Origin of the sequence: Rhizobium album (assembly GCF_003122325.1) — a bacterium.
Lineage (GTDB): Bacteria > Pseudomonadota > Alphaproteobacteria > Rhizobiales > Rhizobiaceae > Metarhizobium > Metarhizobium album.
This window is the reverse complement of sequence record NZ_QFBC01000009.1, coordinates 41,622-66,246: the sequence shown is the minus strand read 5'-3', so window position 1 is coordinate 66,246 and position 24,625 is coordinate 41,622. Positions and strand designations below refer to the sequence as shown.

General features: G+C 62.9%; 21 protein-coding genes. 15 read left to right on the top strand and 6 right to left on the bottom strand.

Translation table 11 applies throughout. From position 1 onward, the window contains the following. Positions 1–36: 36 nt before the first annotated feature. A complete protein-coding gene (locus DEM27_RS19060) occupies positions 37–483 on the top strand; it encodes a pseudoazurin (protein ID WP_109459841.1) in 447 nt (148 codons plus the stop codon). Between the two features lie 9 nt (positions 484–492). After that, a complete protein-coding gene (locus DEM27_RS33625; RefSeq protein ID WP_128755529.1) occupies positions 493–723 on the top strand; it encodes a hypothetical protein in 231 nt (76 codons plus the stop codon). Positions 724–864: 141 nt separating this feature from the next. Here the strand turns inward: DEM27_RS33625 and DEM27_RS19055 are convergent, their stop codons facing one another. Further along, a complete protein-coding gene (locus DEM27_RS19055; RefSeq protein ID WP_205908924.1) occupies positions 865–1,464 on the bottom strand; it encodes a helix-turn-helix domain-containing protein in 600 nt (199 codons plus the stop codon). A 256-nt stretch (positions 1,465–1,720) separates the two neighbouring features. On the opposite strand from DEM27_RS19055, the gene DEM27_RS19050 reads away from it, so the two are divergent. The 7 genes from DEM27_RS19050 (at position 1,721) to DEM27_RS19020 (ending at position 10,635) form a co-directional block, all read left to right on the top strand. Then, entirely contained in the window at positions 1,721–2,068 is a 348-nt protein-coding gene (locus tag DEM27_RS19050) for a cupin domain-containing protein (protein WP_109459840.1), read from the top strand. A gap of 8 nt (positions 2,069–2,076) precedes the next feature. Then, positions 2,077–4,062 carry an oxidoreductase gene (locus DEM27_RS19045; RefSeq protein ID WP_109459839.1) on the top strand — a complete coding sequence of 662 codons (1,986 nt, stop codon included), beginning with the start codon at positions 2,077–2,079 and terminating at the stop codon, positions 4,060–4,062. 102 nt (positions 4,063–4,164) lie between these two features. After that, the gene (locus DEM27_RS19040; RefSeq protein ID WP_109459838.1) at positions 4,165–5,304 is read left to right on the top strand and encodes an ABC transporter substrate-binding protein; all 1,140 of its coding nucleotides are present in this window, start codon (positions 4,165–4,167) and stop codon (positions 5,302–5,304) included. Positions 5,305–5,370: 66 nt separating this feature from the next. Beyond that, positions 5,371–6,414: an ABC transporter ATP-binding protein gene (locus tag DEM27_RS19035; protein WP_165823489.1), complete on the top strand. Its 1,044-nt coding sequence runs from the start codon at positions 5,371–5,373 to the stop codon at positions 6,412–6,414. Then, positions 6,411–7,319 (top strand): ABC transporter permease, encoded by a 909-nt coding sequence (locus DEM27_RS19030; RefSeq protein WP_109459836.1) that lies wholly within the window; start codon positions 6,411–6,413, stop codon positions 7,317–7,319. The genes DEM27_RS19035 and DEM27_RS19030 overlap by 4 nt, the downstream gene beginning before the upstream one ends. Further along, a complete protein-coding gene (locus DEM27_RS19025; RefSeq protein ID WP_109459835.1) occupies positions 7,312–8,178 on the top strand; it encodes an ABC transporter permease in 867 nt (288 codons plus the stop codon). The genes DEM27_RS19030 and DEM27_RS19025 overlap by 8 nt, the downstream gene beginning before the upstream one ends. 243 nt (positions 8,179–8,421) lie before the next feature. Next, complete coding sequence (locus DEM27_RS19020; RefSeq protein WP_109459834.1) at positions 8,422–10,635, top strand: methyl-accepting chemotaxis protein; 2,214 nt, start codon at positions 8,422–8,424, stop codon at positions 10,633–10,635. A 72-nt stretch (positions 10,636–10,707) separates the two neighbouring features. Here DEM27_RS19020 and DEM27_RS19015 read toward each other — a convergent pair whose 3' ends face one another. From DEM27_RS19015 to DEM27_RS19000, 4 genes are read right to left on the bottom strand one after another with little or no spacing between them, the layout of a single operon-like run. Continuing rightward, on the bottom strand, positions 10,708–10,917 hold the full coding sequence (locus tag DEM27_RS19015; RefSeq protein WP_109459833.1) for a hypervirulence associated TUDOR domain-containing protein: 210 nt from the start codon (positions 10,915–10,917) through the stop codon (positions 10,708–10,710). Next, on the bottom strand, positions 10,914–12,197 hold the full coding sequence (locus DEM27_RS19010; protein WP_109459832.1) for an NAD(P)/FAD-dependent oxidoreductase: 1,284 nt from the start codon (positions 12,195–12,197) through the stop codon (positions 10,914–10,916). Before DEM27_RS19010 ends, DEM27_RS19015 begins: the two co-directional genes overlap by 4 nt. A 21-nt stretch (positions 12,198–12,218) precedes the next feature. Next, complete coding sequence (locus DEM27_RS19005) at positions 12,219–13,019, bottom strand: family 1 encapsulin nanocompartment shell protein (protein WP_109459831.1); 801 nt, start codon at positions 13,017–13,019, stop codon at positions 12,219–12,221. Further along, positions 13,012–14,067, bottom strand: a complete 1,056-nt coding sequence (locus DEM27_RS19000; protein WP_109459830.1) for a Dyp-type peroxidase — start codon at positions 14,065–14,067, stop codon at positions 13,012–13,014. Before DEM27_RS19000 ends, DEM27_RS19005 begins: the two co-directional genes overlap by 8 nt. Before the next feature lie 1,394 nt (positions 14,068–15,461). On the opposite strand from DEM27_RS19000, the gene DEM27_RS18990 reads away from it, so the two are divergent. From DEM27_RS18990 to DEM27_RS18965, 6 genes are all read left to right on the top strand, one after another. Then, positions 15,462–16,853 (top strand): aminotransferase, encoded by a 1,392-nt coding sequence (locus DEM27_RS18990; protein ID WP_109459828.1) that lies wholly within the window; start codon positions 15,462–15,464, stop codon positions 16,851–16,853. 27 nt (positions 16,854–16,880) lie between these two features. Next, complete coding sequence (locus tag DEM27_RS18985; RefSeq protein ID WP_109459827.1) at positions 16,881–18,371, top strand: aldehyde dehydrogenase; 1,491 nt, start codon at positions 16,881–16,883, stop codon at positions 18,369–18,371. A gap of 61 nt (positions 18,372–18,432) precedes the next feature. Further along, a complete protein-coding gene (locus DEM27_RS18980; RefSeq protein ID WP_109459826.1) occupies positions 18,433–20,085 on the top strand; it encodes a class I adenylate-forming enzyme family protein in 1,653 nt (550 codons plus the stop codon). 1 nt (position 20,086) lies between these two features. After that, positions 20,087–21,682: a phytoene desaturase family protein gene (locus DEM27_RS18975; protein ID WP_109459825.1), complete on the top strand. Its 1,596-nt coding sequence runs from the start codon at positions 20,087–20,089 to the stop codon at positions 21,680–21,682. Continuing rightward, positions 21,679–22,548 carry an amidohydrolase family protein gene (locus DEM27_RS18970; protein WP_245416054.1) on the top strand — a complete coding sequence of 290 codons (870 nt, stop codon included), beginning with the start codon at positions 21,679–21,681 and terminating at the stop codon, positions 22,546–22,548. The genes DEM27_RS18975 and DEM27_RS18970 overlap by 4 nt, the downstream gene beginning before the upstream one ends. Positions 22,549–22,678: 130 nt before the next feature. Beyond that, the gene (locus tag DEM27_RS18965; RefSeq protein WP_109459824.1) at positions 22,679–23,320 is read left to right on the top strand and encodes a TetR family transcriptional regulator C-terminal domain-containing protein; all 642 of its coding nucleotides are present in this window, start codon (positions 22,679–22,681) and stop codon (positions 23,318–23,320) included. Here the strand turns inward: DEM27_RS18965 and DEM27_RS18960 are convergent, their stop codons facing one another. Then, positions 23,321–24,610 carry an NAD(P)/FAD-dependent oxidoreductase gene (locus DEM27_RS18960; protein WP_205908923.1) on the bottom strand — a complete coding sequence of 430 codons (1,290 nt, stop codon included), beginning with the start codon at positions 24,608–24,610 and terminating at the stop codon, positions 23,321–23,323. Positions 24,611–24,625: the final 15 nt, after the last annotated feature.

Below are 24,625 nucleotides of genomic sequence, written 5' to 3'. Positions count from 1 at the left end.
ATGAACGATTGACGTTCGTCAACAAGGAGAATTCCAGTGCATATCATGGCAAAGGGCATCGTCGGCGCAGCAGCGGTCATTCTGGCGCTTGCGCTTCCGGCAGCAGCGGCAGATTTCGAAGTGCATATGCTCAACAAGGGTGCCGAAGGCACCATGGTGTTCGAGCCGGCCTTCGTGAAGGTCGCACCGGGCGACACCGTCACCTTCATCCCGACCGACAAGGGCCACAATGTCGAGACGATCAAGGACATGATCCCCGATGGTGCGGAAGCCTTCAAGAGCAAGATGAACGAGACCTACAAGGTTACTTTCGACAAGCCCGGCGCCTATGGCGTAAAATGCTCGCCGCATGTCGGCATGGGCATGGTGGGTTTCGTGGTAGTCGGTGATGCGCCGGCCAACCTCGACGCGGTCAAGACCGGCAAACTGCCGAAGAAGGCACGCGAGCGCCTGGACGCCGCCATCGCCGCTGCCGGCCTCTGAGAAACCTCGATGACATTGCCGGCCGCAGCGACGATTGCGGCCGGCAATTTCGATGCCCAGCGCATCATCCGGCCGCCCGGCCGGCATTATCAGGCGCTCCTCGCCATTCGACGGACCATCTCCGTTGCCGCCACACTCCCGGCACAATGGCCAACTTGGGCCAACGCGGATCCCGCCACACCTCCCTTGCAACACGTAAAAAACTCCGAAGAAACGGGGTCTCAGCTTCGGCTGCCGTGATCTGCAGCAGGTGATGCGCCGGGGAGAACTGATCGAGCAGGGCAGACCACGCGACATCCTCGCCCGTCCCGGCCATCCCTATATGCAAAAATTGCCTGGCGGCACGCCGTGCATGCCCATGCCGAAAGGGTAGTGCCGCGTCTAAAAACTCGGCGGGCTGATGGCCCAGACGACAATCGTTTCGCGTGAGCCGGAATTGCGGTAGCGGTGCGGCTCTCCCGAGGAATAGGAGCAGCTGTCGCCCTCATGGAGATGGAAATGGCGTTCGCCGACCCATATTTCCAGCTCGCCCGAAATGACGAAACCGACACCGTCGCCCGCATGGGTGTAGCTTTCCGCGCTTTCCGTCCCGGGCGGCAGCCGCGTGTAGATCATTTCGACCTGCAGGCTCATCTTCGGCGTCACCAGTTCGTCGACGATGCCGTGTTCGTACTGGATTTTCAGCCGGTTGCCCTGGCGCACGACATATCCATGCTCCTCCTGCGGCACGGGCGAGGCGCCGGCGAAAAACCACTGCACGGTGACGCCGAGGCTTTTGGCGATGTTCACCAGGGCCGGGATGGAGGGATAAGCAAGCTTGCGTTCGATCTGGCTGATATAGCCCGTCGAAAGATTGGCGCTTTCGGCCAGTTGCGCCAGTGTCATCTTTCGTCGCTTGCGCAAGCCGCGGATGCGTTCGCCCAGGACCGCGTCCTCGCCGACGGCAGCCGTTTCCGCTTCCAGACCCATTTCAGCCGCCATACCCGCTCCCGATCCGGCTTCCGTCGATCCGCGTTTTCGGACCCAAGGCATCCGCTGTTTCTCCTTTTTGCCGATCGGCGGTCGTTCCGCAAGCTCGGATGGAGAAATTGCTGCGGTGCATGAAAATGCCCGCGACGATCCACACCCAAAACATAATTTCTGAATAAAATTTTTGCTACAGTAAAAATTTCTGTCGATTTTTTACTTACGATCAATTACCAAAATCGCATCGGGGCTGGGTCGGGAGGAGAGACCAGTGACGGAAGTCATTCATTTCAAAAAATCGGACCGCGCGTTCGAGGCTTATGGCGACGACCCGAAAAAGGCGTCGATCGCGCGTCTGGTCGGTCCGGAACACAGCAAGACCATGGGCGCCGACATCGCCCGCTTCGACGACTGTTCCATCGCCTGGACGGTTCTCTACGACGAGCTGATCGTCACGCTCGAAGGCAAGTTCCGGCTGCGGGTCGGCGACGAGGTCTTCGATACCGTGCCCGGCGACGTCCTGTGGGTGCCGAAGGGCACGGCGCTCGCCTATGAAGGTGACGGCGCGACGGTGTTTTACGCGCTCGATCCCGTCGACTGGCGCACGCGGCAGGCCTGAGACCGGTCATGAACACCGCCATCGATCATAATGCCGCTGCCGACAGCGCATTCCCCCGTCTTTTCCAGCCGCTGCAGATCCGCGGTGTCAGGCTCAAGAACCGCATCATGTCCACCGGGCACGATACGACGCTGCCGACGGACGGCCTGGTCAACGAGGCGCTGGTTGCCTACCACGAGGCCCGCGCCCGCGGCGGCGTCGGGCTGATCGTCAGCCAGGTCGCCGGCGTGCACGAGACGGCGCGTTATACATCGCACATGCTGATGGCGACCGAGGACGACTGCATCGACGGTTACCGGAAGCTGGCCGATGCCTGTCACGCGCATGGCTGCATGGTGTTCTCGCAGCTCTTCCACCCCGGCCGCGAGATCATGGAAGGCGGCGACGGCCTGCTGACGGTCGCCTACGCGCCATCCATATCGCCCAACGAACGTTTTCGCGTCATGCCGCGGCAGCTCGACACGCGCATGATCAGGGAGATCATCGCCGGCTACAGCGCGGCGGCCCGGCGCATGCACGAGGCCGGCCTCGACGGCGTGGAATTCGTCGCGAGCCACGGCTATCTGCCGGCACAATTCTTCAACCCGCGCGTCAACCGCCGGACCGACGATTATGGCGGCTCCGACGAGGGGCGGCTGCTGTTTGCCGTCGAAACGCTGAAGGCGATCCGTGTGGCGACATCGGAGGATTTCGTCATCGGCATGCGGATCAGCTCCGGAGAGCGTGACGAGCACGGCCTGAGCATCGACGAAGCCCTGGAGATCTGTCGCGGGCTCGAACCGTATCTCGACTATGTCAACGTCACGGCGGGGACATCGGCGTCGCTGGGCGGCGCTGTCCATATCGTGCCGCCGATGGCCTATCGAAATGCCTATCTGGCGCAGGACGCGGCGCGGTTCCGCACGGCGCTCGGCATTCCGGTCTTCGTCGCCGGGCGCATCAACCAGCCTCACGAGGCGGAAGCCTTGCTGGCGGAAGGATCTGCCGACGTCTGCGGCATGACGCGGGCGCTGATCTGCGACCCCGAAATGCCGGCCAAGGCGGAAGCGGGCCGCACCGACGACATCCGCGCCTGCATTGCCTGCAACCAGGCTTGTATCGGCCATTTCCACCGTGGTTTTCCGATCTCCTGCATCCAGCATCCGGAAACCGGGCGCGAACTCAAGTTCGGCACGCTGAAGCCGGCGGTTCGACCAAAAAAGGTGATGGTGGTCGGCGGTGGCCCGGCGGGCATGAAGGCGGCGGCGATTGCCGCGGCACGCGGGCACCAGGTCTCGTTGTACGAGGCCTCCCAGCATCTGGGCGGCCAGGCGCTGCTGGCGCAGCAATTGCCGCGCCGGGCGGAGTTCGGCGGCATCGTCACCAATCTTTCGCGGGAACTCGAACTGGCGCAGGTCCGGGTGTTCAAGGGCGTGCGCGTCGACCAGGCGCTGGTGGAGGCGGAAAATCCCGATGCGGTGGTGATCGCCACCGGCGCAAAACCGTTCCTGCCGGAGATGCCGGACGATGGCAGCGTTCAGGTCGTCGATGCCTGGCAGGTGATCCGGAAAGAGGTCAAGACCGGCACCCGCGTGGTGGTTGCCGACTGGCGTTGCGACTGGATCGGGCCGGGCATTGCCGAGATGCTGGTCAATGACGGCTGCAGCGTCGAGCTTGCCGTCAACGGCACGCATCCGGGCGAGCTGCTGCCGCTTTACGTGCGCGACAACCTTGCCGCCGAGCTGTACAAATCGGGCGTGCGCGTCACCCCTTATGCCCGTCTCTACGGTTGCGACAGCGGTACGGTGTACATGCAGCATTCCGTCAGCGAGCAGCCGATCCTGTATGAAAATATCGATACGCTGGTACTCTGTCTCGGGCACGAGCCGGTCGACGGCCTCAGTGCCCGGCTGATCGAGCAGGGACGGGACGTCCACATCATCGGCGACAGCATGGCGCCACGGACCGCGGAGGAGGCGGTTTATGAGGGGCTGAAGGTCGGCACTGCGCTTTAGGCCAGTCGAGACGACCATTCCGGGCCGCCGGAATGCGGGAGTGAACGGGGCCGGACCGGCAGAAAGCCGGCGTCCCATGGGAACAAAAAAGGAGGGAATCTTATGGCGTTCGACGATATTCAAAACGGCATCAGCCGCCGTGGAGCGATGAAACTCGCGCTCGGCGCGGCGACGATCATCGGTGCACCCGCCATCATCGGCCGGGCAACCCCGGCTTCGGCGCAGGCGGCCTTTGCCGGAGAAGGGCTGATCGTCGTCTCCTGGTCGGGCAATCACGAGCTGAGCTTCCGCGAGGCGGTGGTCAAGCCGTTCAACGACAAATACGGCACCAAGGTCGAAACGGTCGGCGGCTGGGACCAGATGGTTGCCCAGATCGTCGCAGCACCTGCCGACAATCCGCCGTTCGACCTGACGATCGCCGACGAATACACCACCACGACCGGTATGGCGCAGAACGTGTTCGAGAAGGTCGATCGCTCGAAAATCCCCGGCAATGCCAATATCTATCCCTGGTTCGACGAAAACCGCGGCCCGGCGAAAGACTACGGCGTGCCCTTCGGCACCGGTTCGTTGTGGATGCTGACGGCCAAGTCGAGCGGCTTGAAGCCCGACAGCTGGAAGGGGTTCTGGGACGAGAAGGCCATGGGCAAGTCGACGCTCGATGCCTCGGCCTTCTACTGGGACCTCTGCATTCCGGCCCTCCTGTCCTCCTCCAAGCCGGGGATCGACGAAGTGTTCGGCTCGCCCGACGATGTCGAGGCATTGTTCAAGGAACTGGACAAGCTCAAGGTCGCCAAGTGGTACAAGGACGGCGCCGAACTCACCAACCTGATGACCCAGGAAGAAGCCACCGTCGCGATGATGTATTCCGCCGACGCCTACGGTTTCATCAAGGAATATGGCGACGACTTCGAGGCGGCAATCCCGCAGGAGGGCACCGCCTCCTATACCAACTGGTTCATGAAGGTGCGTGGTACCAGACATTCCGATCTCAGCGACCTGTTCATGAGTTATCTTTTGGAAAAGGAAACGCAGCAGAATTTCCTCAACGCCTCCACCGACTTCATGTCGCTGCAGGGCCTCGAGCCACCGGCGCACTGGCCGAGCTATCCCCGCGACGAAGCGGCGCTGCGCAATACCTACAAGCTTTTCGGCATCGACGGCTGGGACAAGTTCGGCCCGAACTGGGATGCCTACAGCGTCCGCATGAAAGAAACCATCACCAAAACGACCGAAGGCTGACGATCGGTTTTCTGGCCTGGCACCGCAGACGTGGTGCCAGGCGCGTCCTCATGTGGAGTTATGGTAGTGGCAGACACGAGTGCCCTGGAACTTGATCGTCTCCGGCGTGCCTTCGGTGGCGTCGTTGCGGTCGACGACGTGTCCATCGACGTCAAGCGCGGCGAATTCGTCACCTTGCTCGGGCCTTCCGGCTCGGGCAAGACATCGACGCTGCGGCTGATCGGCGGTTTTGAGAAACCGGATGCCGGGGCTATCCGCATCAATGGCGGCCGTGTCGATCACCTGCCGGCCTATCAGCGCGATACGGCGACGATCTTCCAGACCGGCGCGCTGTTCCCGCACAAGACGGTGGCGGAAAACGTCGCTTACGGCTTGCGGATGCGCGGCGTCGCCAGGGCGGATATCGCGCCGCGGGTACGGCAGGCGCTCGATATCGTCCGGCTTGCCGGCTTCGAGGAACGGTATCCCGCCCAGATGTCCGGCGGTCAGAAGCAGCGCGTGGCGCTGGCGCGCTCCATGGTGGTGCGTCCGGCGATCCTGCTGTTCGACGAGCCGCTTTCGGCGCTCGACCTGTCGCTGCGCCTGCAGTTGCGCGCCGAGATCAAGCGGCTGCACGACGAAATCGGCTTCAGCGCCATCTATGTGACCCACGACCAGGGCGAGGCCATGGCGATGTCCAGCCGCGTCGCCGTCATGCGCAGCGGCCGGATCGAGCAGATCGACCGACCGGAGAAGGTGTTCGGCGAACCGGCCAGCGAATTCGTCTACACCTTCATCGGCGAGAGCTGCTGTTTGAAAACGCAGATGGCATCAGGCGCCGCGGCGGATGCCGATGGCGCAACCATCGACCTGCGCCTCGCCAACGGCTTGGCCGACGGTGACTGGCGGCTTTATGTCCGGCCGAGCCGGCTGCAGATCGATCGCGCCGACCTGGACAACAGGCTCAAGGCACGGCTCGATTTTACCGAATTCCTCGGCGACGTCCATCGTTACCACTTCAAGGCCGGCAGGATCGAACTGTTCGTCGACCACCAGGGCGCAATCGCGCATCGGCCCGGCGATCTCGTCGATATCGGCTGGCGCAGCGCCGACATGGTGGCCTACCGATGAGCGGCGCTTCCGAGACAGCGGCGCTCGACAGCCCCGCGCCACGAAGGACGTTTTGGTCGGCGGCGCTGATGCCCTGGCTTTTGATGTCGCCGGCGCTGCTGATTGCCATCGCCTTCTTCGGCCTGCCGATCCTCTTCATGGGCCGCATGAGTTTTAACGCCCATATCGACCAGCGCTTCTACGTCCCGGACTTCACCTGGGACAATTATGCCGCCATGCTGACGGACCCGACTTTCCGCAATGCGATCTGGACGACGGCGCGGCTGGCCTTGATCTCCTCGATAGCGACCGTGATCATCGGTTATGCCTTCGCCATGCTGGTCTGGCTGAAGCCGAAGCGCTGGCGGCTGGCCTTCGTGGCGCTGGCGCTCTGCCCGCTGCTGATCTCGGAAATCTCGATCATCTTCGGTTGGTGGATGTTCTTTCCCAAGAACGGCCTGCTGAGTTACGCCCTGGTGTCATCAGGGCTGATCACCGACAAGATCAGCCTGATGTATACCGAATTCGCCGCCTTTGTCGGCCTCACCTACGTCACGCTGCCCTTCTGTTTCTTCATCCTGCTGTCGATCTTCGACGGCATCGACAAGAAGGTGCTGGAGGCGAGCGCCGATCTCGGCGCCGCACCGCTGCGGACCTTCCATGAAGTGCTGCTGCCGCTGACCAAGGGCGGCATCGCGGCGGCCTTCGCGCAATCCTTCATCTGGGCCGTCGGCACCTATGCGACACCTTCGGCGCTCGGTCCCGATACCTTGTGGACCATCGGCTACCTGATCCAGGAGCAGATGCTGGGCAAGCACAACTGGCCGAGGGCGGCGGCCTTCTCCATCGTACTCACCGTCGGCGTGGCGATCGTGATGATGATCATCCGCATGCTGTCATCGAAACGGACCGCTCTCAATGGCTGACACCGCACCTCCGATGGAGCCCCCGAAGCTTGCGCACACGCCGCGCGCACGCCTCGACGCGACGCTTCTGAGAATTCTCGGTCTCGCCTTCACCGTCTTCATCATCGCCTACATCGCAATTCCGGTGGTGGTGACGCTGGTCATGTCCTTTAACGAAGCGTCGGTGATCCGCTTTCCGATCAAGGCCTGGTCGTTTGCCTGGTATCAGGATTTCTTCGCAAGCCCGCAATGGGTCGACGCGCTGAAAAGCAGCGTCATCATCGCCCTGGGCACGACGGTGATCTCGACGGTTTCGGGTGTCCTCGCGGCCTGGGCCTTCGAGCGTTTCACCTTTCCCCTCAAGTCGGTCGTCTATCTGGTGATCATGCTGCCGCTGTTCATGCCCGGCGTGGTGCTGGGCCTCGGCGTGGCGATGGCGTTCGGCAATGTCTCGATCTTCGGCTACGACATCTACGGAACCCGCGGCCTGGTGATGCTTGCACATTCGCTCTGGGCCATGCCGCTGGTCTTCATGCTGATGGAAGCGACGTTCCGCACCGTCGACCACCGCATCGTCGAGGCCTCCTACGATCTCGGCGGCCGGCCGGTGCAGACCTTCTTCGAGATCGTCCTGCCGTCGGTTTCCACCGGCATCATCTCGTCGGCGCTGTTTGCATTCGTCATCTCGCTCAACGAATTCGTCATGGCGCTGTTCCTGACCACGCGGGATACCCAGACCCTGCCCGTGCTGATGTGGCTCAGCCTGCGCTCCGCCGGCACGCCGCGCCTCGCGGTCGCCTCGGTCGTGCTCGCCGGTGCGGTCTTCGTCAGTCTGGCGCTGATCATGGTGTGGTACGTCAGGCAGTTGAAGAAGACCTGAGAGAGCCGCGGCAGGCCGTTCCATCCGGGATCGTGACCATGCCGGGCACCGTCATGGCCGCCAGGGGCCTGCACAGGCAAGCGGACCAGTCCCCCTGCCCCGCTATTCGCGGCCGAAACGTTCTTGGCGGCGGCGCCCGAATTGCACGCAATTTTAAGTTTTCTCGTGCGGTATCATCCGGCCGGATTCCCTCTCCTCCGGCGCATTGATTTTCAAACCTTATAATTGTGTCGGCGTATATTCATGACAAGATTTCATTCGCTGCGTAGCAGGCTGCTGATCGTAACCGCCATCGGATTTTTCGTCGGCCTGGCGGCTGTCACCCTCGCGGGGTCGACATTGATGTCGGTCTCCAGCCGGACGGAAGCGGCCGATGCCGCGCGCGGGCTGCTCAGAGAATATGCCAACGCGATCCGCACCGATATCCAGCATGCCGCCGATATCTCCCGAAACCTCGCGACGACCGCCCAGGTTCTCGCCGCCTCCGAGGTCAAGGACCGTGATCAGCTGGGTCGGGCGGTGACGGGCATGGTAGCGGACAATCCCGACGTGCTCGGCGTGACGCTGGTATTCGAACCCCAGGCGCTGGACGGCCGGGATGCCGATTTTGTCGGCCATCCCTTTTCCGACGCCGCAGGCGGACGGTTCGCCACCTATATCTACCGGGACAGCGCAAAACAGATCGCCGTCGAAAAGCTCGACATGAGCGATCCGGCCGCCAGGGTCTGGTACGACACACCGCGCAAGGCCGGACGGACGGTCATCACCCCGTCCTATATCGATGACATCGACGGCGTTCCGACGCTGCTGACGACGGTCGGCTCGCCGATCAGGGTAAACGGCGAGATCATCGGCACCACGGGCGTGGATTTTGCGCTGGCCGAGATGTCGAAGATGATCGCCAAACTCAAACCCTTCGGCGTCGGCAACGTCTCCCTGATCGACGGCAGCGGCCAATGGCTGGCCAATGCGGATGCCGGCCTGCTGGGCAAGCCCGTGGAGGACCAGGCGGTCACCACGCTCGGCGAAGCCGCACGGCGCGACGGCATCTCCGAACGCGTCATCGATGGCAACGTCTATCAGGCCGCCATTCCCGTCGTCTTTCCGGGAATCGAACAGACATGGCTGCTGGTGCTTTCCGCGCCCGAAAGCGCCATGGTGGAAAGCGCGACAACCGCCCGCAACCGCATGCTGCTGATCTCCGCCGGCATTCTCGCCGCAGCCCTCGTCGGCGCGTTTTTCGTCGCCACCAATTTCGGCCGCCCCATCGAGCGGATCACCGACGTCATGCGTCGCCTGGCCGACGGCGATTTTGCGATCAGCGTTCCCTTCGTCGGACGTCGGGACGAAATCGGCGGCATGGCGCGTTCCGTCGAGATCTTCCGGCAGGCCGCCGCCCGCAATCACCAACTCGAGGCCGAAGCCGCCACCAGCCGCCAGGAGGCGGAGTTGCGGCGGACGGAGATGCAGCGCCGCGTCGAAGCCGAGGCGGAAGAACGCCTGCGGCTGGCGACGGCATCGCTGGCCGACGGCCTGCATCGCCTGTCTTCCGGAGACATGCTGTGCGAGATCGATACGCCTTTCGCCGAACAGTTCGAGACGCTGCGCCACGACTTCAACATGTCGGCGCGGCGGCTGCGCGAGATGCTGGCCGATGTCGCCACCTCCGTCGCCATCGTCAATACGGGCGCGCAGGAGATTTCCGCCGCCTCCAACAACCTCACCCACCGCGCCGAACAGCAGGCAGCCTCGCTGGAGCAGACGGCATCAGCGCTGGAAGAAATCACCGTGAATGTCAGATCCACCACGGCGCGAACCGGCGACGCACGCGGCACGGTGCATGAAGCGCGCGCCAAGGCGGACCAGTCCGGCGGCGTGGTGAGCGAGACCATCGCCGCGATGGGACGCATCGAGCATTCGTCCCAACGCATCGGCCAGATCATCGACGTCATTCAGGAAATCGCCTTCCAGACGAATCTTCTGGCGCTCAACGCCGGTGTCGAAGCCGCCCGTGCGGGCGAAGCCGGCAAGGGTTTCGCCGTGGTGGCGCAGGAGGTGCGGGCGCTGGCCCAACGCTCTTCCGAAGCGGCGAAGGAAATCCAGGAGTTGGTCAACGCCGCAGCTGTCGCAGTCGGCGAAGGCGTGAAGCTCGTGGGAGAAACCGGCGCATGCCTCGGTGAGATCACGCAACTCGTCGTCTCCGCCAACACCCATATGGAAGCGATCGCCACCGCCGCCCATGAACAGGCAATCGGCGTTTCCGAGGTCAATACGTCTGTCAACCACATGGACCAGGGCACGCAGCAGAATGTCGCCATGGCCGGGCAAATGAGTGCCGCCGGCGCCGCGCTGGCCATGGAAAGCGTCAAGCTCGCCGAACTCCTGTCACATTTCCGCTTCGGACAGCAGGTTTCCGCGCCGGGGCAAACGACCGCACGCAGATCGGCCGCGGAATAGCGGCATTTTCCGCCGGAGGGCTGCATGGTGATGTGTGCCGCACCGCAAGCTTCCGGCTTCACGGTAACGCAGTCACGCGTGGTGGAGCGCACTGCCCTTGTGGGCGGCGATGTGGTCGGTCTTGTCGCTCTTGATCTCGTATTGCGGATCGTCGGGTGATGCGTGGTGGGTGTGGCCCTTGTAGTCGAAGTCGCTGGTGTGGATGGCGATGATCGTGCCGGAGACATGGCCGGCTTCGGAATTCCACGTGACATGATCGCCGACGGCGAAACGCTTGCTCATTGTTTTTTCCTTTGCGCATCTTCGGTATTCGTTCCGGTGATCAGGCGGGCGCTGCGCTGGCCGGTCGAATAGATCCACAACCAGCTGAGCGCAACGGCCAAGCGGTTGCGCAGGCCGATCAGGAAGTAGACATGGGCGATGCCCCAGGTCCACCACGCCAACCGGCCCTTGAGCTTGATCCAGCCGAGATCGACGATTGCGGCCCGCTTGCCGATGGTCGCGAGATTGCCGTCGTTGCGATAGGCGAAGGGTTTTGGCGCGGGCCTTGCCTCCTGCCGCGCACGGATCACACCGGCGACATAGCGGCCCTCCTGCTTGGCCGCCGGCGCGATGCCCGGCACGGTTCGCCCCTCTCCCATCGCGACATGGGCCGTATCGCCGATGGCGAAGATATCCGGAAAGCCCGGGACGGAAAGATCGGGCGCCACGATGATCCGCCCTGCCCGGTCGGCCGGAACGTTCAGCCACTCGGCCGCCGGCGAGGCGGCGACGCCCGCCGCCCAGAGGATCGTTGCGGCGGGCAGGAATTCACCGCCGAGTTCGATGCCCTCGGCGCTGCATTGCGAGACCGCGCGGCCGGTGCGCACCTCGACGCCAAGCCGGGCAAGCGCCCGCTCGGCATAGGCCGACAGGTCCTCGGTGAAGGCCGACAGAATACGCGGCCCCGCCTCGACCAGAACCACCCGCGCCTCGCGGGTATCGATAGTGCGGAAATCGCGGCGCAGCGTCTCATGGGCGAGTTCGGCGATGGTGCCGGCAAGCTCCACGCCGGTCGGGCCGGCGCCGATGATCGCGAAGGTCAGGAGGCGGCGGCGCTCGTCGGCATCCGTCAGCCATTCCGCCCGCTCGAAGACGGACAGGATACGCCGGCGGATCGTCGTCGCATCCTCCAGCGTCTTCAGTCCCGGCGCATGCGGCTCCCATTCGTCATGACCGAAATAGGCGTGGCGTGCTCCGGTGGCGAGGATCAGCGTATCGTAGGAAACCCGTCGCCCATCCTCCAGCAGCACGGCCTTTTCCGCCGCATCCACGCCGCTGACCACGCCGAGCAACGTCGTCGCGTTCTCATAGCGCCGAAGAAGCGAGCGGATCGGCCAGGCGATTTCCGAAAGCGCGAGCGAGGCCGTCGCCGCCTGGTAGAGCAAGGGCTGGAACAGGTGATGGTTGCGCCGGTCGAGCACCGTGATGCGGAACGGGCCTGCCGCCAGATGCCGCGCCGCCTCCAGTCCGCCGAACCCGCCGCCGACGATGACGACGTGATGCCCGCCTGTGTCCGTCATGCCTGCCTCCTTCGGCTCTTGTCACTCCGTCGAAAGCGCCACGGCCGCTTCCGTCGTCAACATGCGGAAGGTAAAACTCTCCTGCACGTAGAGATCGACGGTCGTGGCGGAATGAGACAGATAGCCGATGGAAAAATCCTCGCCGACCGTCAGCTCGAAATCGCCGCCGCGCAGCGAGAGCACGAGGCCGCCCTCGATGGCCGGCGCCCAGATGATGCCGCCATCGACGATCCTCTCGATATGGTGGAAGACCGGATAGCCGTCGTCGCTGCCGCCGCTTGCCGCCATATAGGCATCCGCGCCGAGAATCAGCGCATACGGACCCTCGACGCCGGCAAGCCGCAGTTCGCCGACCGCCCGCGCCACCGCATCCGGATAACGCTTCACGCCCGGCGACAGCGGCACGGCCGGATTGCTCGCCAGGTTGCGAATTCCGTCGATGCCGGCGGCGGCGTAGCCGTCGAATACCGCGCGGTCCTCGGCAAATGCGATCTTGCGCATGGCTTCCTTGACGGGCGACCAGTCGCTGTCGAGCGCGCCGCGCTCGACGTCGTCGATGGCGCTGCGTGAAAGCTGGAAGGGCACGCGCAGCTCCACCAGCGGCTTCACCTCGCGCCGGAGGGACTGGATGCCTTCGCCCGGCGGCGCGATGGGCAAGACATGGCCCGTGCCGACTGCCGACAGACCGGGCCCCGACGGACCGACCATGTCGACGACGCGCCGGGCGGCGAGATGGCGCTTCAGCGTCCGCGCGGCCTCTTCCTCGATCCCGGCCCAGGCGGCCTCGGAAATGGGTGCGAGTTCACGGTGCAGGTTATTCATGGGAAACCCCTTTTTTCAGAGAGCCTATGCCGAGCGAGCCGTCGCGGCGCGATGGCGGTGGTTCCGGTGCGGCCGCAGCCGGCGCCACGGAGGTGGCCGCCGCTGCATCCGGCGTCACCGTATCGAGAAACGAAGCGGAAGGAATGAAGAACAGGCTGCCGGTGACGGCGCGGCTGAAATCGAGCAGCCGGTCGTAGTTGCCCGGCGGCAGGCCGATGAACATGTTCTCCAGCATGCGCTCGATGCGGTGCGGCGAGCGGGCATAACCGATGAAATAGGTGCCGAACTCGCCCTTGCCGACATCGCCGAAAGGCATGTTGTCGCGCAGGATCTCCAGCGGCTCGCCGTTCTCCTCGATGGAGGTGAGGACATTGTGGGCGTAACTCGGCTTGGCCGCGTCGTCGAGCTCGATGTCGGAGAGCTTTTCGCGGCCGATGATCCGCTCCTGCTCGGCAACCGGTACGCGGTTCCAGGCCGGCAGATCATGCAGGTATTTCTGCACGATCACATAGCTGCCGCCGGCGAAGTCCGGGTCCTCGTCGCCGATGATCGTCGCTGCGACGGCCGCACCGTCGACGGGATTTTCCGTGCCGTCGACGAAGCCGATGAGATCCCGGTCGTCGAAATAGCTGAAGCCGTGCACCTCGTCCTCTGTGACGACGAAGCCGGCCACGCGGCTCATGATATGCGTTGCAAGCTCGAAACAGAGGTCCATGCGCGTGGCGCGGATGTGGAAGAGCAGGTCGCCGGGCGTGGCGACGGCGTGATGGCTTCCGCGGATTTCGCGGAAGGGATGCAGGTCCTTCGGCCGCGGCGCGCCGAACAGGCGATCCCAGGCATCCGAGCCGATGCCGAGCACACAGGAAAGCCCGCCTTCCAGATCGCGAAAACCGACGGCGCGCAGGAGACCCGAAAGATCGGCGCAGAGCTTGCGCATGGCGCTTTCGGCCGCGCTGCCGGGTTCGAGTGTCACCACAAGGAAAATTGCCGCCTTTGTCAGGCGCGCGGCGACCGGCTGCGGGACGACGGAGGGGAGGACTGCATCCATGCGGGTTCCATTCGGCAAGATCTTGAAGGCGGCAAGCCGGCAGAACGCCGGCTCAATCCATCGCCTCGAGGGCTTTCACCACATCAGACGGTAGCGCGTCTTTTTCCGCCGTGCCATCGAAAATCCAGTTCTTCGCATCGGCAATATCGGGCAGGCCGGCGCCGGCACGCATATAGAGGCCGATCGCCGGCTTTTGCGGGTTTAAATAATGCTCGTTTTCCTCGATGGCCGCCAGTTTGCGTTCAACTTCGGGAATGGTGCTGCAGGCAAGCTCGCCCGCCTTCTGGAATTCGCCCTTGCGCTGGGCATTGGCAAACTCCGTGCGCAGGTGTTCGAGCTCACCCTTCAGCCGCTTGGCATCCGCTCCGCACCGTCGAGCGTGAGATGCTGTCCCTCCTCGGTGAGGCGGATCTGCCTGAACCGATCCAGCCGAATGACAACGTTCTCAAATAGAATGCACCGGCCTCCCCAGGAAGACCGGTGCATCCAGGCGGTGACATTGACTGCGCGCAAGCCCTTCACCAAGCTGTTATCGGCAGAGGTTTGGGGTGCGACCATCTCATGCATGAGGAGATAAACGAGGGGTCAGCGGACGGAATGGCCCGTTGGATCCTGACGAGTTTGCCGATCTGATATTTTTTCATCAATGCTTGAGGTTTGGCGGTCTCTTCGGCAACTCGCTGGGGTGCATAGTGAGATCTTGATGGGAAGCGAACTATCAATCTCGCTATCTTCTCATCGTCGGTCGTTACGGCAGCTTCGGGCCAATAGAGCGACGACCTCAAGTCTCCCATGCGCCGGTAGCGGTCATGGTAAAACCACTCACCGACGTTCTTTCACGTTGGACCTCGTCGCTTACCAAGTCTCGGGCCCCTCATTGTTACCGACGCGCTTAGCGACAAAAAGCCGTGCGACAGTTGCGGCAGGCTTTCCATGTCTTCGACAGGGTGAGCGGGAGTTCGACCCGCGGATCCTGCTGTCAATCCATGAGTTCACGCGGAACATTACCGCCATTTTCGACCAACTTCTGGAGAAGCGCCTCGTGTTCATCGCTGCGGAGTCGTGAGCTTCGCCTGGGTAGCCCACCTCCGACGCCAATTCTTTTCGCTCCTCCAAGCTCTTTCCACGCCGTCGCGCATTGCGCCAGCCTTGCCCTTATCTCACTGAATCCTTGGATTTGCAGGCTTTCTGCGTCGATTTTCTCGCTGTCCTGCTTGGCGATATCGACAAAATTCTGATTGATTGAGCAATCAAATTGTTGACACGGGAAGGCCGTGCAAGCAATAGTCGCGCCAACGGCACTCTCTCTCGACGACCTCGTCCCCGAGAGGACTGAGGGCCAGCCTGCAAACAAAGATCGCCGGTCAGGCGATGGAATCAAAAGGGTGGATGCAATGCATGGGGCACAGTTGGATGCTATCGAGCGAGAAGCGGATGCCCGCCGGCATCTTTTGTCGCCGGCTGAGGAAATGGCAAAACTCGGTGAAGAAAGCCGGCCTCTGCTTGCTTATGGCGAAGGCATCTACGTGGTCGACACGCGCGGCCGGCGGCTGATCGACGGCCCTGCCGGCATGTGGTGTACCCAGGTCGGCTATGCGCGCCAGGAGATTGCCGATGCCATTGCGGCTCAGGCAATGAAGCTCTCCTACAACTCGCCCTGGTACACGACGAATTCGCCAGCGGCCGAGCTCGCCGCCCGCATCGCAGAAATGACGCCGGGCGATCTTAATCGCATCTTCTTCACCACTGGCGGTTCGACCGCTGTGGATTCGGCACTGAGGTTCACGGAATTCTACAACAATGTCCTCGGCCGACCCGACAAGAAGCGGATCATCGTTCGCAAGGACGGCTATCACGGCAGCACCAACCTGACAGCCGCCTGTTCAGGTCGCGCCGGCAATTGGCCGAATTTCGATATCGAGCAGGATCGCATCGTCTTCATCTCCAGTCCCAACATGCGGCTGGCCGACGGAAAATCGGAAACCGAGTTCCTGGATCATCTGGTCGCCGAATTCCAGCAGACGCTTGAGGAACTGGGTGCCGACACCGTCGCTGCCTTCCTGGCCGAACCGCTGCTGGCCTCCGGTGGCGTCATCATCCCACCGAAGGGGTATCACGCCCGGATCAAGGCGCTCTGCGAGCAACATGACATCGTCTATATCTCCGACGAGGTCGTTACCGCCTTCGGCCGTTGCGGCGAATGGTTCGCCTCCGAAAAGATGTTCGGCGTCGTGCCCGACATTATCACCTTTGCCAAGGGCGTTACGTCGGGCTATGTGCCGCTGGGCGGCCTTGCCATCTCGGAAAAGCTTCTGGCGCGGGTTAGCGGCGAGAATGCCAAGGGCAGCTATTTCACCAATGGCTATACCTATACCGGCCATCCCGTGAGCTGCGCCGCGGCGTTGGCGAATATCGCGATCATGGAAAAGAGCAACCTGCTCGATCATGTACGCGCGATGTCGGAACATTTCGCCGCCGGTCTGCGCTCGCTAGCCGACCTGCCGCTGGTCGCCGATGTCAGGTCGAACGGACTGGTGGGCTGTGTCGAATGCCTTGCCGACAAGACGCATGTCGTGGCCGACGATTTCGACCGCAAGATCGGGGCGCGGATCGATGCGATCTGCTTCGATCTCGGGCTGATCGTCCGGCCGATCGGTCATATGTGCGTGCTGTCGCCGCCTCTGATCATCACACGCGAGGAGATCGACCGCATGATCTCCATCCTGCGCCAGGGCATCCTGCAGGCCGCCGACGAGCTGGCACGCGGCGACATCAGCCAAATCTGACACGAAACACCACAATGGAGACTGGGAATGACCATCCAGACCACCAACTGGCATGACAGGGCAAAAAGCGTGACGCTGCCGTCGCGCCCCTTCATCGACGGCGCCTATGTCGATGCGCGCACGAACGAGACCTTCGACTGCATTTTCCCGGGCGATGGCCGGCTTCTTGTGAAGGTCGCATCCTGCGGCCAGGACGATGTCGATGCGGCCGTGAAGTCCGGACGCGCGGCTTTCGAATCCGGCGCCTGGTCGCGCATGCCGCCGATCGAACGTAAGCGAATTCTGATGCGGTTTTCCGAGCTGATCCTTGCCAATCGCGACGAGCTTGCCTTGCTGGAAACGCTCAATGTCGGCAAGCCGATCGCCAACAGTTACAATGGCGATGTCCCGAGCGCTGCCAATTGTATCGCCTGGTACGCCGAGGCCATCGACAAGGTCTATGGCGAGGTCGCCGCCACCAGTCATGACATGACGACGCTGATCGTCCGCGAACCCCTCGGCGTCGTCGCCGCCGTCGTGCCCTGGAACTATCCGCTGTCGATGGCGGCCTGGAAGCTCGGTCCGGCGCTGGCGACCGGCAATTCCGTCGTGCTCAAGCCGGCAGAACAATCGCCCTTCACCGCGCTGAAGATTGCCGAACTGGCCATCGAGGCCGGCATTCCCAGGGGTGTGCTCAATGTCGTGCCCGGGCTGGGCCACATTGCCGGCAAGGCGCTCGGCCTGCACATGGATGTCGATTGTGTCGGCTTCACCGGTTCGACCGAGGTCGGCGGCTACTTCATGCAGTATTCCGGCCAGTCCAACATCAAGCGTATCGGGCTCGAGCTCGGTGGCAAGTCGCCACAGGTCGTGCTGGCCGATTGCGACGATCTCGATTTCGCGGCCCAGACCATCGCCGCCGGCATCTTCGGCAATTCCGGCCAGGTCTGCAATGCAGGCTCGCGCCTGATCGTCGAGGACAAGATCAAGGACAAGCTGCTCGAAAAGATTATGGCGCATGCCACGGCCCTGACACCGGGCGACCCGCTCAGCCCCGAGACGAAGCTCGGCTCGATCGTCACCGAAGAGCAGATGATGCGCGTCCTCGGCTATATCGATGCCGGTCGTGCCGATGGCGCGAAGGTCGTCGCCGGCGGGCGCCGTGTGCGCAGCGAGACCGGTGGCTTCTTCATCGAGCCGACGGTGTTCGATTCCGTCGCCAACAATATGAGGATCGCCCAGGAGGAGATCTTCGGGCCGGTGCTGTCCACCATCACAGTGCGAGATTTCGATGAGGCGATGACCGTGGCCAACGACACGATCTACGGCCTGGCCGCCGGCGTCTGGACCGGTAGCGTCAAGAATGCGCATCGCGCCGCCAAGACCATCAAGGCCGGTGTCGTCTGGGTCAATTGTTTCGATCGCGGCCTGTTCTCGGTGCCGTTCGGCGGCTTCAAGCAATCCGGCTTCGGTCGCGACAAGTCGTTGCATGCAATGGACAAATATTCCGACCTGAAGGCGATCTGGTTCGCACATTGACATCGACGGCCTCCCGGCGACGGGAGGCTGTCTCCACGGCGAGCATGACGGGAATTCAATGATGGGCAAGAGGCAAGAAGTTCTGGCGGCTCCGGTACCCGCCTATGCGGAGCGGCGGCGCCGGATCGAGGCCGAACCGCTGCCGGCCAATATCGGCGCGCTGATCGACGCGGCCGCGGACGAGGCTGGCGACGCCCTGCTCTGGGACTTCTTTGAATCCGGCGAAACCATCACCTATTCCGAAATGCGGCGGACCGTGAACGGGCTTGCGACACGGCTGGTGGCCCTCGGCATCACCAAGGGCACGCATATAGGCGTCATGCTGCCCAATATCGCCGCCCTGCCGCTGACCTGGCTGGCGATCGGCCGGATCGGCGCAGTCATGGTGCCGATCAATGTCAGCTATCGCGAGCGCGAACTGGCGCATGTCGTCAGCAGCGCCGACGTGACCTGGCTCGTGGCTCACGAGGACTGCCTGCCGGTGATCGATGCGGCACGCGCCCACGGGCAGATTTCGATTTCGCCATCGCGGGTCATCGTCGTGGGCGACGCCGATGACGAAATGATTGCCTGGAAGGACCTCGCTTCCGACCCGCGCGACACGTTCGCGGCCCCGGCGCCGGTCGGCCATGACGACCTGCTCAACATTCAGTTCACCTCCGGCACCAGCGGCTTTCCCAAGGGCTGTATTCTAACCCAGCGCTACTGGATCAGCGCGGGCAAGGTCAACGCCTTCCGCGACGGCCGCCGCTATCGTCGAATCCTGGCATCGACTCCGTTCTTCTATATGGATCCGCAATGGCTGCTGCTGATGACCATTTATCATCGCGGCACGCTCTATGTCGCCGCGCGCCAGAGCACGTCGCGCTTCATGGAATGGGTACGGCGCTACCGCATCGAATTCTGCCTGCTGCCCTGGGTGCTGCACAGCCAACCCGATCACCCCGACGATCGCAACAACGAGGTCATCCGCTCCAACATCTACGGCGCGCCGCGCGACCTGCATGCCAAGCTCGAGGACCGCTACGACCTCAATGCCCGCGAAGCCTTCGGCATGACCGAACTCGGACCCACCATGTTCATGCCGATCGAGAAGAGCGAAATGGTCGGCTCAGGCTCCTGCGGCGTGCCCTGCCCGTTCCGTGACTGCAAGATCGTCGACGAGGCGGGCCAGGAACTGCCGAACGGCGAGATGGGCGAATTGCTGGTCCGCGGCCCCGGCATCATGGGCGGCTACTACAACAATCCGCAGGCCACCGAAGAGGTGTTCGCCGATGGCTGGTTCCGGACCGGCGACCTGTTCCGCAAGGATGAGGACGGCAATTTTTTCATCGTCGGCCGAAAGAAGGACATGATCCGGCGCAGCGCCGAAAACATCGCGGCCCGCGAGGTGGAGTCGGTCCTCAATGCCGTGTCCTCAGTGGCCGAGGTTGCGGTGATCGGCGTGCCGGACCCCCTGCGGGGCGAAGAGGTCAAGGCCTATATCAAGCTGAAGGATGGCTTCGACCGCTCGGACGCCACGCTCGGCGCTATCATCGACGAGGCCCGCAAGGGTCTGGCGCCGTTCAAGGTGCCGCGCTTCTACACATTCGTCGACGATTTCCCCCGTACTGTCTCGCTGAAGATTGCCAAGCCGCAGATTTCCGCCGGCATTTCCGATCTCAGGGCGGGCAGTTTCGATCGCGTTGAAAACCGTTGGATCCAGGAAGGCTGAAATGAGCAGGCAATATGATGCGATCATAGTCGGCGGTGGCCATAACGGCCTGGTCTGCGGTGCCTACTTGGCGCGCGCCGGCGTCAAGGTCTGCGTACTGGAGCGCCGGTCCATGGCCGGCGGCGCGGCTGTGACCGAAGAGGTCTGGCCCGGCTACCGAGTCTCGACCGCATCTTATGTGATGGGGTTGATGCAGCCGAAGGTCATCCTCGATCTGGAACTGCAAAAATACGGCTTCGAGGTGATCCCGGCCGCGCCCATCACCTTCCCGCTGGCCGACGGCGCCTATTTCACCATGTGGGGGGATCCGGATAAGTTTCAGGCCGAAATCGCACGGTTCTCGGCCAGGGATGCGGCCGCCTATCCGGCTTATCGCGCGCATATGCTGAAGCTTGCGCCATTCATGAAACAACTCATCTTCGAAATTCCGGTCGATCCCGGCAGCGGCAAGTTCGGCGACGTCAGGCGTCTGGCCGCATTCGCCTGGCGGTTCCGCAAGGTCGGCGCCCAGTTCTACGATATCTACAATCTGCTGACGCTCAGCGCCTACGACTATCTCAGCCGCTGGTTCGAATCCGACGAGGTCAAGCTCGTCATGGGCTTCTTCGCTGGCGGCGGCGGGGCGAATTCCAGCCTCAAGACACCTGGCTCGGCCTATATGCTGGCGCGCGGCATCGTACGCGACAATACCACTGCCGCCGGCCCGTCGGGCTTCATGAAGGGTGGCATGGGGGCAATCTCCGAGGCTATCCGCCTTTCCGGGGAGGCACATGGCATGGAGGTGCGCACGGACGCGGAAGTGGCCGAGATCCTCACCACCAACGGCGCTGCACGCGGCGTGCGCCTCGCATCCGGCGAAGAGATCGGCGCCAAGATCGTCATCGCCAATGCGAACGCAAAAACGACCTTCCTCAAGCTGGTCGATGGAAAGGGACTGCCCGAAGGATTCCTGCGCGACATTCGTTCGATCCGCTGTGAATCGACGGTTTTCCGCGTCAATCTGGCTCTGGACGGCCTGCCCGATTGCCCATCCTTCCGGCCCGAGATCACCGGTTTCCACTATCCGATCCAACTGACCATCGCGCCAAGCATCGATTATATGGAAGACGCCCATGCCCAGTCCCGCCGCGGCCAGATGTCGGACAACCCGTTCCTGATCATCAAGGTGCCGACGCTCGCCGATCCGTCCATGGCGCCCGAAGGCAAGCATGTGCTGAGCATTTTCGGCGGTCATGCGCCCTATACTCTGCGTGAGGGCACCTGGGACGAGCGGCGTGACGAGCTCTATGCCAATGTGCTTCGCATTCTGGAGGGCTATTTCCCCAATATCCGCAAGCACATCCTGCATTCCCAAGTGCTGACGCCGCTCGACCTCGAGCGAATTTTTGACCTGCCGAATGGCCATGTCCATCATGGCGAGATCAGCGCTGACCAGATGTTCTTCCGCCGCCCGGCAGCGCAGTTCGGCGATTATCGCAGCCCGATCGCCCGGCTCTATCAATGCGGCGCGTCCACCCATCCCGGCGGCGGCGTCACCGGGATGCCGGGCTACAATGCCGCGAGGGTGATCCTTGGCGACAGAAAACGTTGGGCATGACCATGCTGATCGATTTTTCCAGCCGCCCGCCGGCACCGGGTTTCAATGCAGCGGCGCCGCATCTACAGAACTACCGGCGCATCTATGCCGCCAGCGAGACACGCTCGGCAGAGACCGGCGCGACGGCCGATCTCGACGCCTATCTTTCCCTCTACGAAGAGATTGGCGCCCGGCATGTGGTGCTCAAGGCCCGCGACGTCGAGACCACCTTCGGCTTCAAGATCGCCAATGAAACCGTCGCCGATTTCTGCAAGGCCCAAGGTCCACGCTATCTCGGGTTTGCCGGTGTCGATCCGCACAAGGGTGCTGCGGCGGTGGCAGAATTCGACCATGCCATTCGCACGCTCGGATTGTGCGGGCTCAACATCCAGTGTTTCGAACTGAAGCTTCGGCCCAACGACCCGCTGCTGTTTCCCCTCTATGAGAAGGCACTTGAACTGGACGTGCCGGTCAACATCCATTGCGGCATCAATTTCTCGACCGCAACGCCGATGTCTTACGGGCGGCCCGAATATATCGACGAAGTCATGGTGGCCTTTCCCGGACTCAGAGTCTGCGCCTCACCGCCTGGCTGGCCCTGGGTAACGGAACTGATCGGCGTCTGCTGGCGACATCCGACGCTCCATATCGGTGTGCTCGCCGTGCGGCCGAAACTGCTGGCCAAGCCGCATTCCGGCTACGAACCGCTGTTGCAATACGGACGCAGCATCCTCAAGGACAAGATCATCTTCGGATCCAGCTTCCCGATGATGTCGCCGGTCGATGCCATTGCGGAAATCGACGCACTTGGCTTGGATGTCGCCACCCGGCAGAAATGGCTGCATGACAACGCCGCCCGGTTCCTTAAACTTGACAGTGTAGGCTGAGACGATCGTCGCAAGACATGCGACTGATTGACATTCTTCTGCCTCCGCCACAAGTAGGGGCGGGAATCTTTGCGGCAACCGCTGCAATTTTGGATCGCCTTATACACGTCACCATCGGATCTACTGCACTATGGCTCGCAACGCGCTGGGAAAAACAAAGTCACGCAGCACCCAGTCTTCCACCCGCGAAGATCAGGTCGCCGAGCGTCGCCGCAGCCTGCTTGATGCAGCCGTGGCGGTGATCGCCCAAAAGGGGCTGATCGGCACGACGATCAACAGCATCGCGACGGAAGCCGAGTGTAGTTATGGCGTCGTATCGTTCCACTTCAATTCGAAGGAGGGCATCATTCTGGCCGCCCTCGATTACCTCGTCGACGATTACGACCACACGCTGATGCGCGAGACGGACAAGCCCGCCGACCGCCTGAAGAACATGATGGAGAGTGACTTCTCCGGCAAGGTGGCCAGCGCGCGGCGCATTGCCGTGTGGGCCGCTTTCTGGGCGGAGTCGGTCCGGGTCCCAACCTACCGGGAGCGCTGCGCCGAGGTGAAGGCCCGTTATGTGGCCGTCGTCAAATCCGATATCGAAACGCTGGCCGAGGCACGCGGTCTAACGGTGGACGCACTGCAGATTTCCCAATCGCTCAATGCAATGATCGATGGCTTCTGGATCGCCAATCTCGTCAATGGCACAACCGGCGTGGCAGGCCAGACGGTGGCAAAGCAAGCCTGCCTGGCCTATTTGCGCGGCATCTTTCCCGACGATTTCTGATCACAGAGGCCCAACGCGCAATTTGCTGCGATCGGCGAGCCTCACGATGTCCATCGGCGCCGGGTCGACCGGCGGCGTGTCGTTGCGGACCAGAGCGGCCATCAACTTGCCCGCGCCCGGTCCCATTCCGAAACCGTGGCCGGAGAAGCCGGTGATGAGGTGGGCGCCGGCCACGGCGAGCTTCGAGACCACCGGAATGGCGTCCGGCGTCACGTCAATGCTACCAGCCCAGCGCTCCTCCACAGCAGTGTCCCGGAATGCCGGGAAATCCTGCGCCAGCGCCTCGAGCACATGATTTGTCAGCGGCGCATCCGGTGCCGGATCGAGCAATCTGAATTCCGGATGCATCTTGAAAATATTGCGCCATTCGTTGAGCGAATGGCCGGTTGGTTGCAAGCGGATCCAATGTCCGTGCGCCCGCAGGGCCGGCAGGAAATCCGATAGGAACCGGAAACTGTCCGGCGTCAGTTCGGCCCGAATCCGGCCGCCACCGCCGACCGTATAGCCGCCGTCGAGTCGCTTCCTGATCGCGTAGAGACCGGCGCGCAGCGTAAGTTCGGGCAATCCGGAAAGCGGCGCTGTCCGAAAAACGGTTTCATTGACGATCAGTTGCGGCATGCGCACGCCGATCATCCGGCAGAGCTTGGTGCTCCAGGCCCCCGCCGCGATGACGACCGCCTTGCAATCGATCCGGCCCTGCGACGTCTGGACGCCCGATATGGCGCCGCCACTGGTCTCGATATCGAGCACAGTGCAGTGGCGAAGGATTTCCGCGCCGCTGTCGACCGCGGCCTCGGCAATGGCCGGTGCGGCCAGTTTCGGCTCTGCGCGTCCGTCGTTGCGCGAGATCAGGCCACCCGTCCACTGTCGCGTGGCACCCGGTGTGAGCGCTGCGCATTCTGCCGGAGTCAGCATGTCGACCGGCTGGCCAGTGGCCTGCGCATCGGCAAAGGCCGCCAGAAGCCGCGTCATATCCGCTTCGTTGCGGGCCAGTGTAGCAATTCCGGAGAGGCGAAAGCCGGTGTCGCGGCCGATCGTCTCGTTCATCGAACGCCAGAGGTCGAGGCTCATCAGCCGCAGTTCAAGCTCGCGCGGATCGCGGCCGAAAGACCAGCACCAACCCCAGTTTCGGCCGGACTGTTCCTTGCCGATCTCGCCTTTTTCGCAGAGGATCGTGCTGACGCCATCTCTCGCCAGCCACAGCGCCGTGCAGACCCCGGCAATACCGCCGCCGATGATGACGACGTCGGCTTTTTTCCGCATCTCGTTATGGCTTGACGAGGATAGCACGGCATGTCTCCAAAA

Excerpts from the sequence above, each read along its gene's own strand:
- DEM27_RS33625 (WP_128755529.1), top strand. The coding sequence starts at position 493 with ATGACATTGCCGGCCGCAGCGACGATTGCGGCCGGCAATTTCGATGCC.
- DEM27_RS19040 (WP_109459838.1), top strand. The coding sequence starts at position 4,165 with ATGGCGTTCGACGATATTCAAAACGGCATCAGCCGCCGTGGAGCGATG.
- DEM27_RS18970 (WP_245416054.1), top strand. The coding sequence starts at position 21,679 with ATGACCATGCTGATCGATTTTTCCAGCCGCCCGCCGGCACCGGGTTTC.
- DEM27_RS19015 (WP_109459833.1), bottom strand. The coding sequence starts at position 10,917 with ATGAGCAAGCGTTTCGCCGTCGGCGATCATGTCACGTGGAATTCCGAA.
- DEM27_RS18965 (WP_109459824.1), top strand. The coding sequence starts at position 22,679 with ATGGCTCGCAACGCGCTGGGAAAAACAAAGTCACGCAGCACCCAGTCT.
- DEM27_RS19010 (WP_109459832.1), bottom strand. The coding sequence starts at position 12,197 with ATGACGGACACAGGCGGGCATCACGTCGTCATCGTCGGCGGCGGGTTC.
- DEM27_RS19030 (WP_109459836.1), top strand. The coding sequence starts at position 6,411 with ATGAGCGGCGCTTCCGAGACAGCGGCGCTCGACAGCCCCGCGCCACGA.
- DEM27_RS19045 (WP_109459839.1), top strand. The coding sequence starts at position 2,077 with ATGAACACCGCCATCGATCATAATGCCGCTGCCGACAGCGCATTCCCC.
- DEM27_RS19055 (WP_205908924.1), bottom strand. The coding sequence starts at position 1,464 with ATGGCGGCTGAAATGGGTCTGGAAGCGGAAACGGCTGCCGTCGGCGAG.
- DEM27_RS19025 (WP_109459835.1), top strand. The coding sequence starts at position 7,312 with ATGGCTGACACCGCACCTCCGATGGAGCCCCCGAAGCTTGCGCACACG.
- DEM27_RS19005 (WP_109459831.1), bottom strand. The coding sequence starts at position 13,019 with ATGAATAACCTGCACCGTGAACTCGCACCCATTTCCGAGGCCGCCTGG.
- DEM27_RS19020 (WP_109459834.1), top strand. The coding sequence starts at position 8,422 with ATGACAAGATTTCATTCGCTGCGTAGCAGGCTGCTGATCGTAACCGCC.
- DEM27_RS18985 (WP_109459827.1), top strand. The coding sequence starts at position 16,881 with ATGACCATCCAGACCACCAACTGGCATGACAGGGCAAAAAGCGTGACG.
- DEM27_RS19000 (WP_109459830.1), bottom strand. The coding sequence starts at position 14,067 with ATGGATGCAGTCCTCCCCTCCGTCGTCCCGCAGCCGGTCGCCGCGCGC.
- DEM27_RS18990 (WP_109459828.1), top strand. The coding sequence starts at position 15,462 with ATGCATGGGGCACAGTTGGATGCTATCGAGCGAGAAGCGGATGCCCGC.
- DEM27_RS18980 (WP_109459826.1), top strand. The coding sequence starts at position 18,433 with ATGGGCAAGAGGCAAGAAGTTCTGGCGGCTCCGGTACCCGCCTATGCG.
- DEM27_RS18975 (WP_109459825.1), top strand. The coding sequence starts at position 20,087 with ATGAGCAGGCAATATGATGCGATCATAGTCGGCGGTGGCCATAACGGC.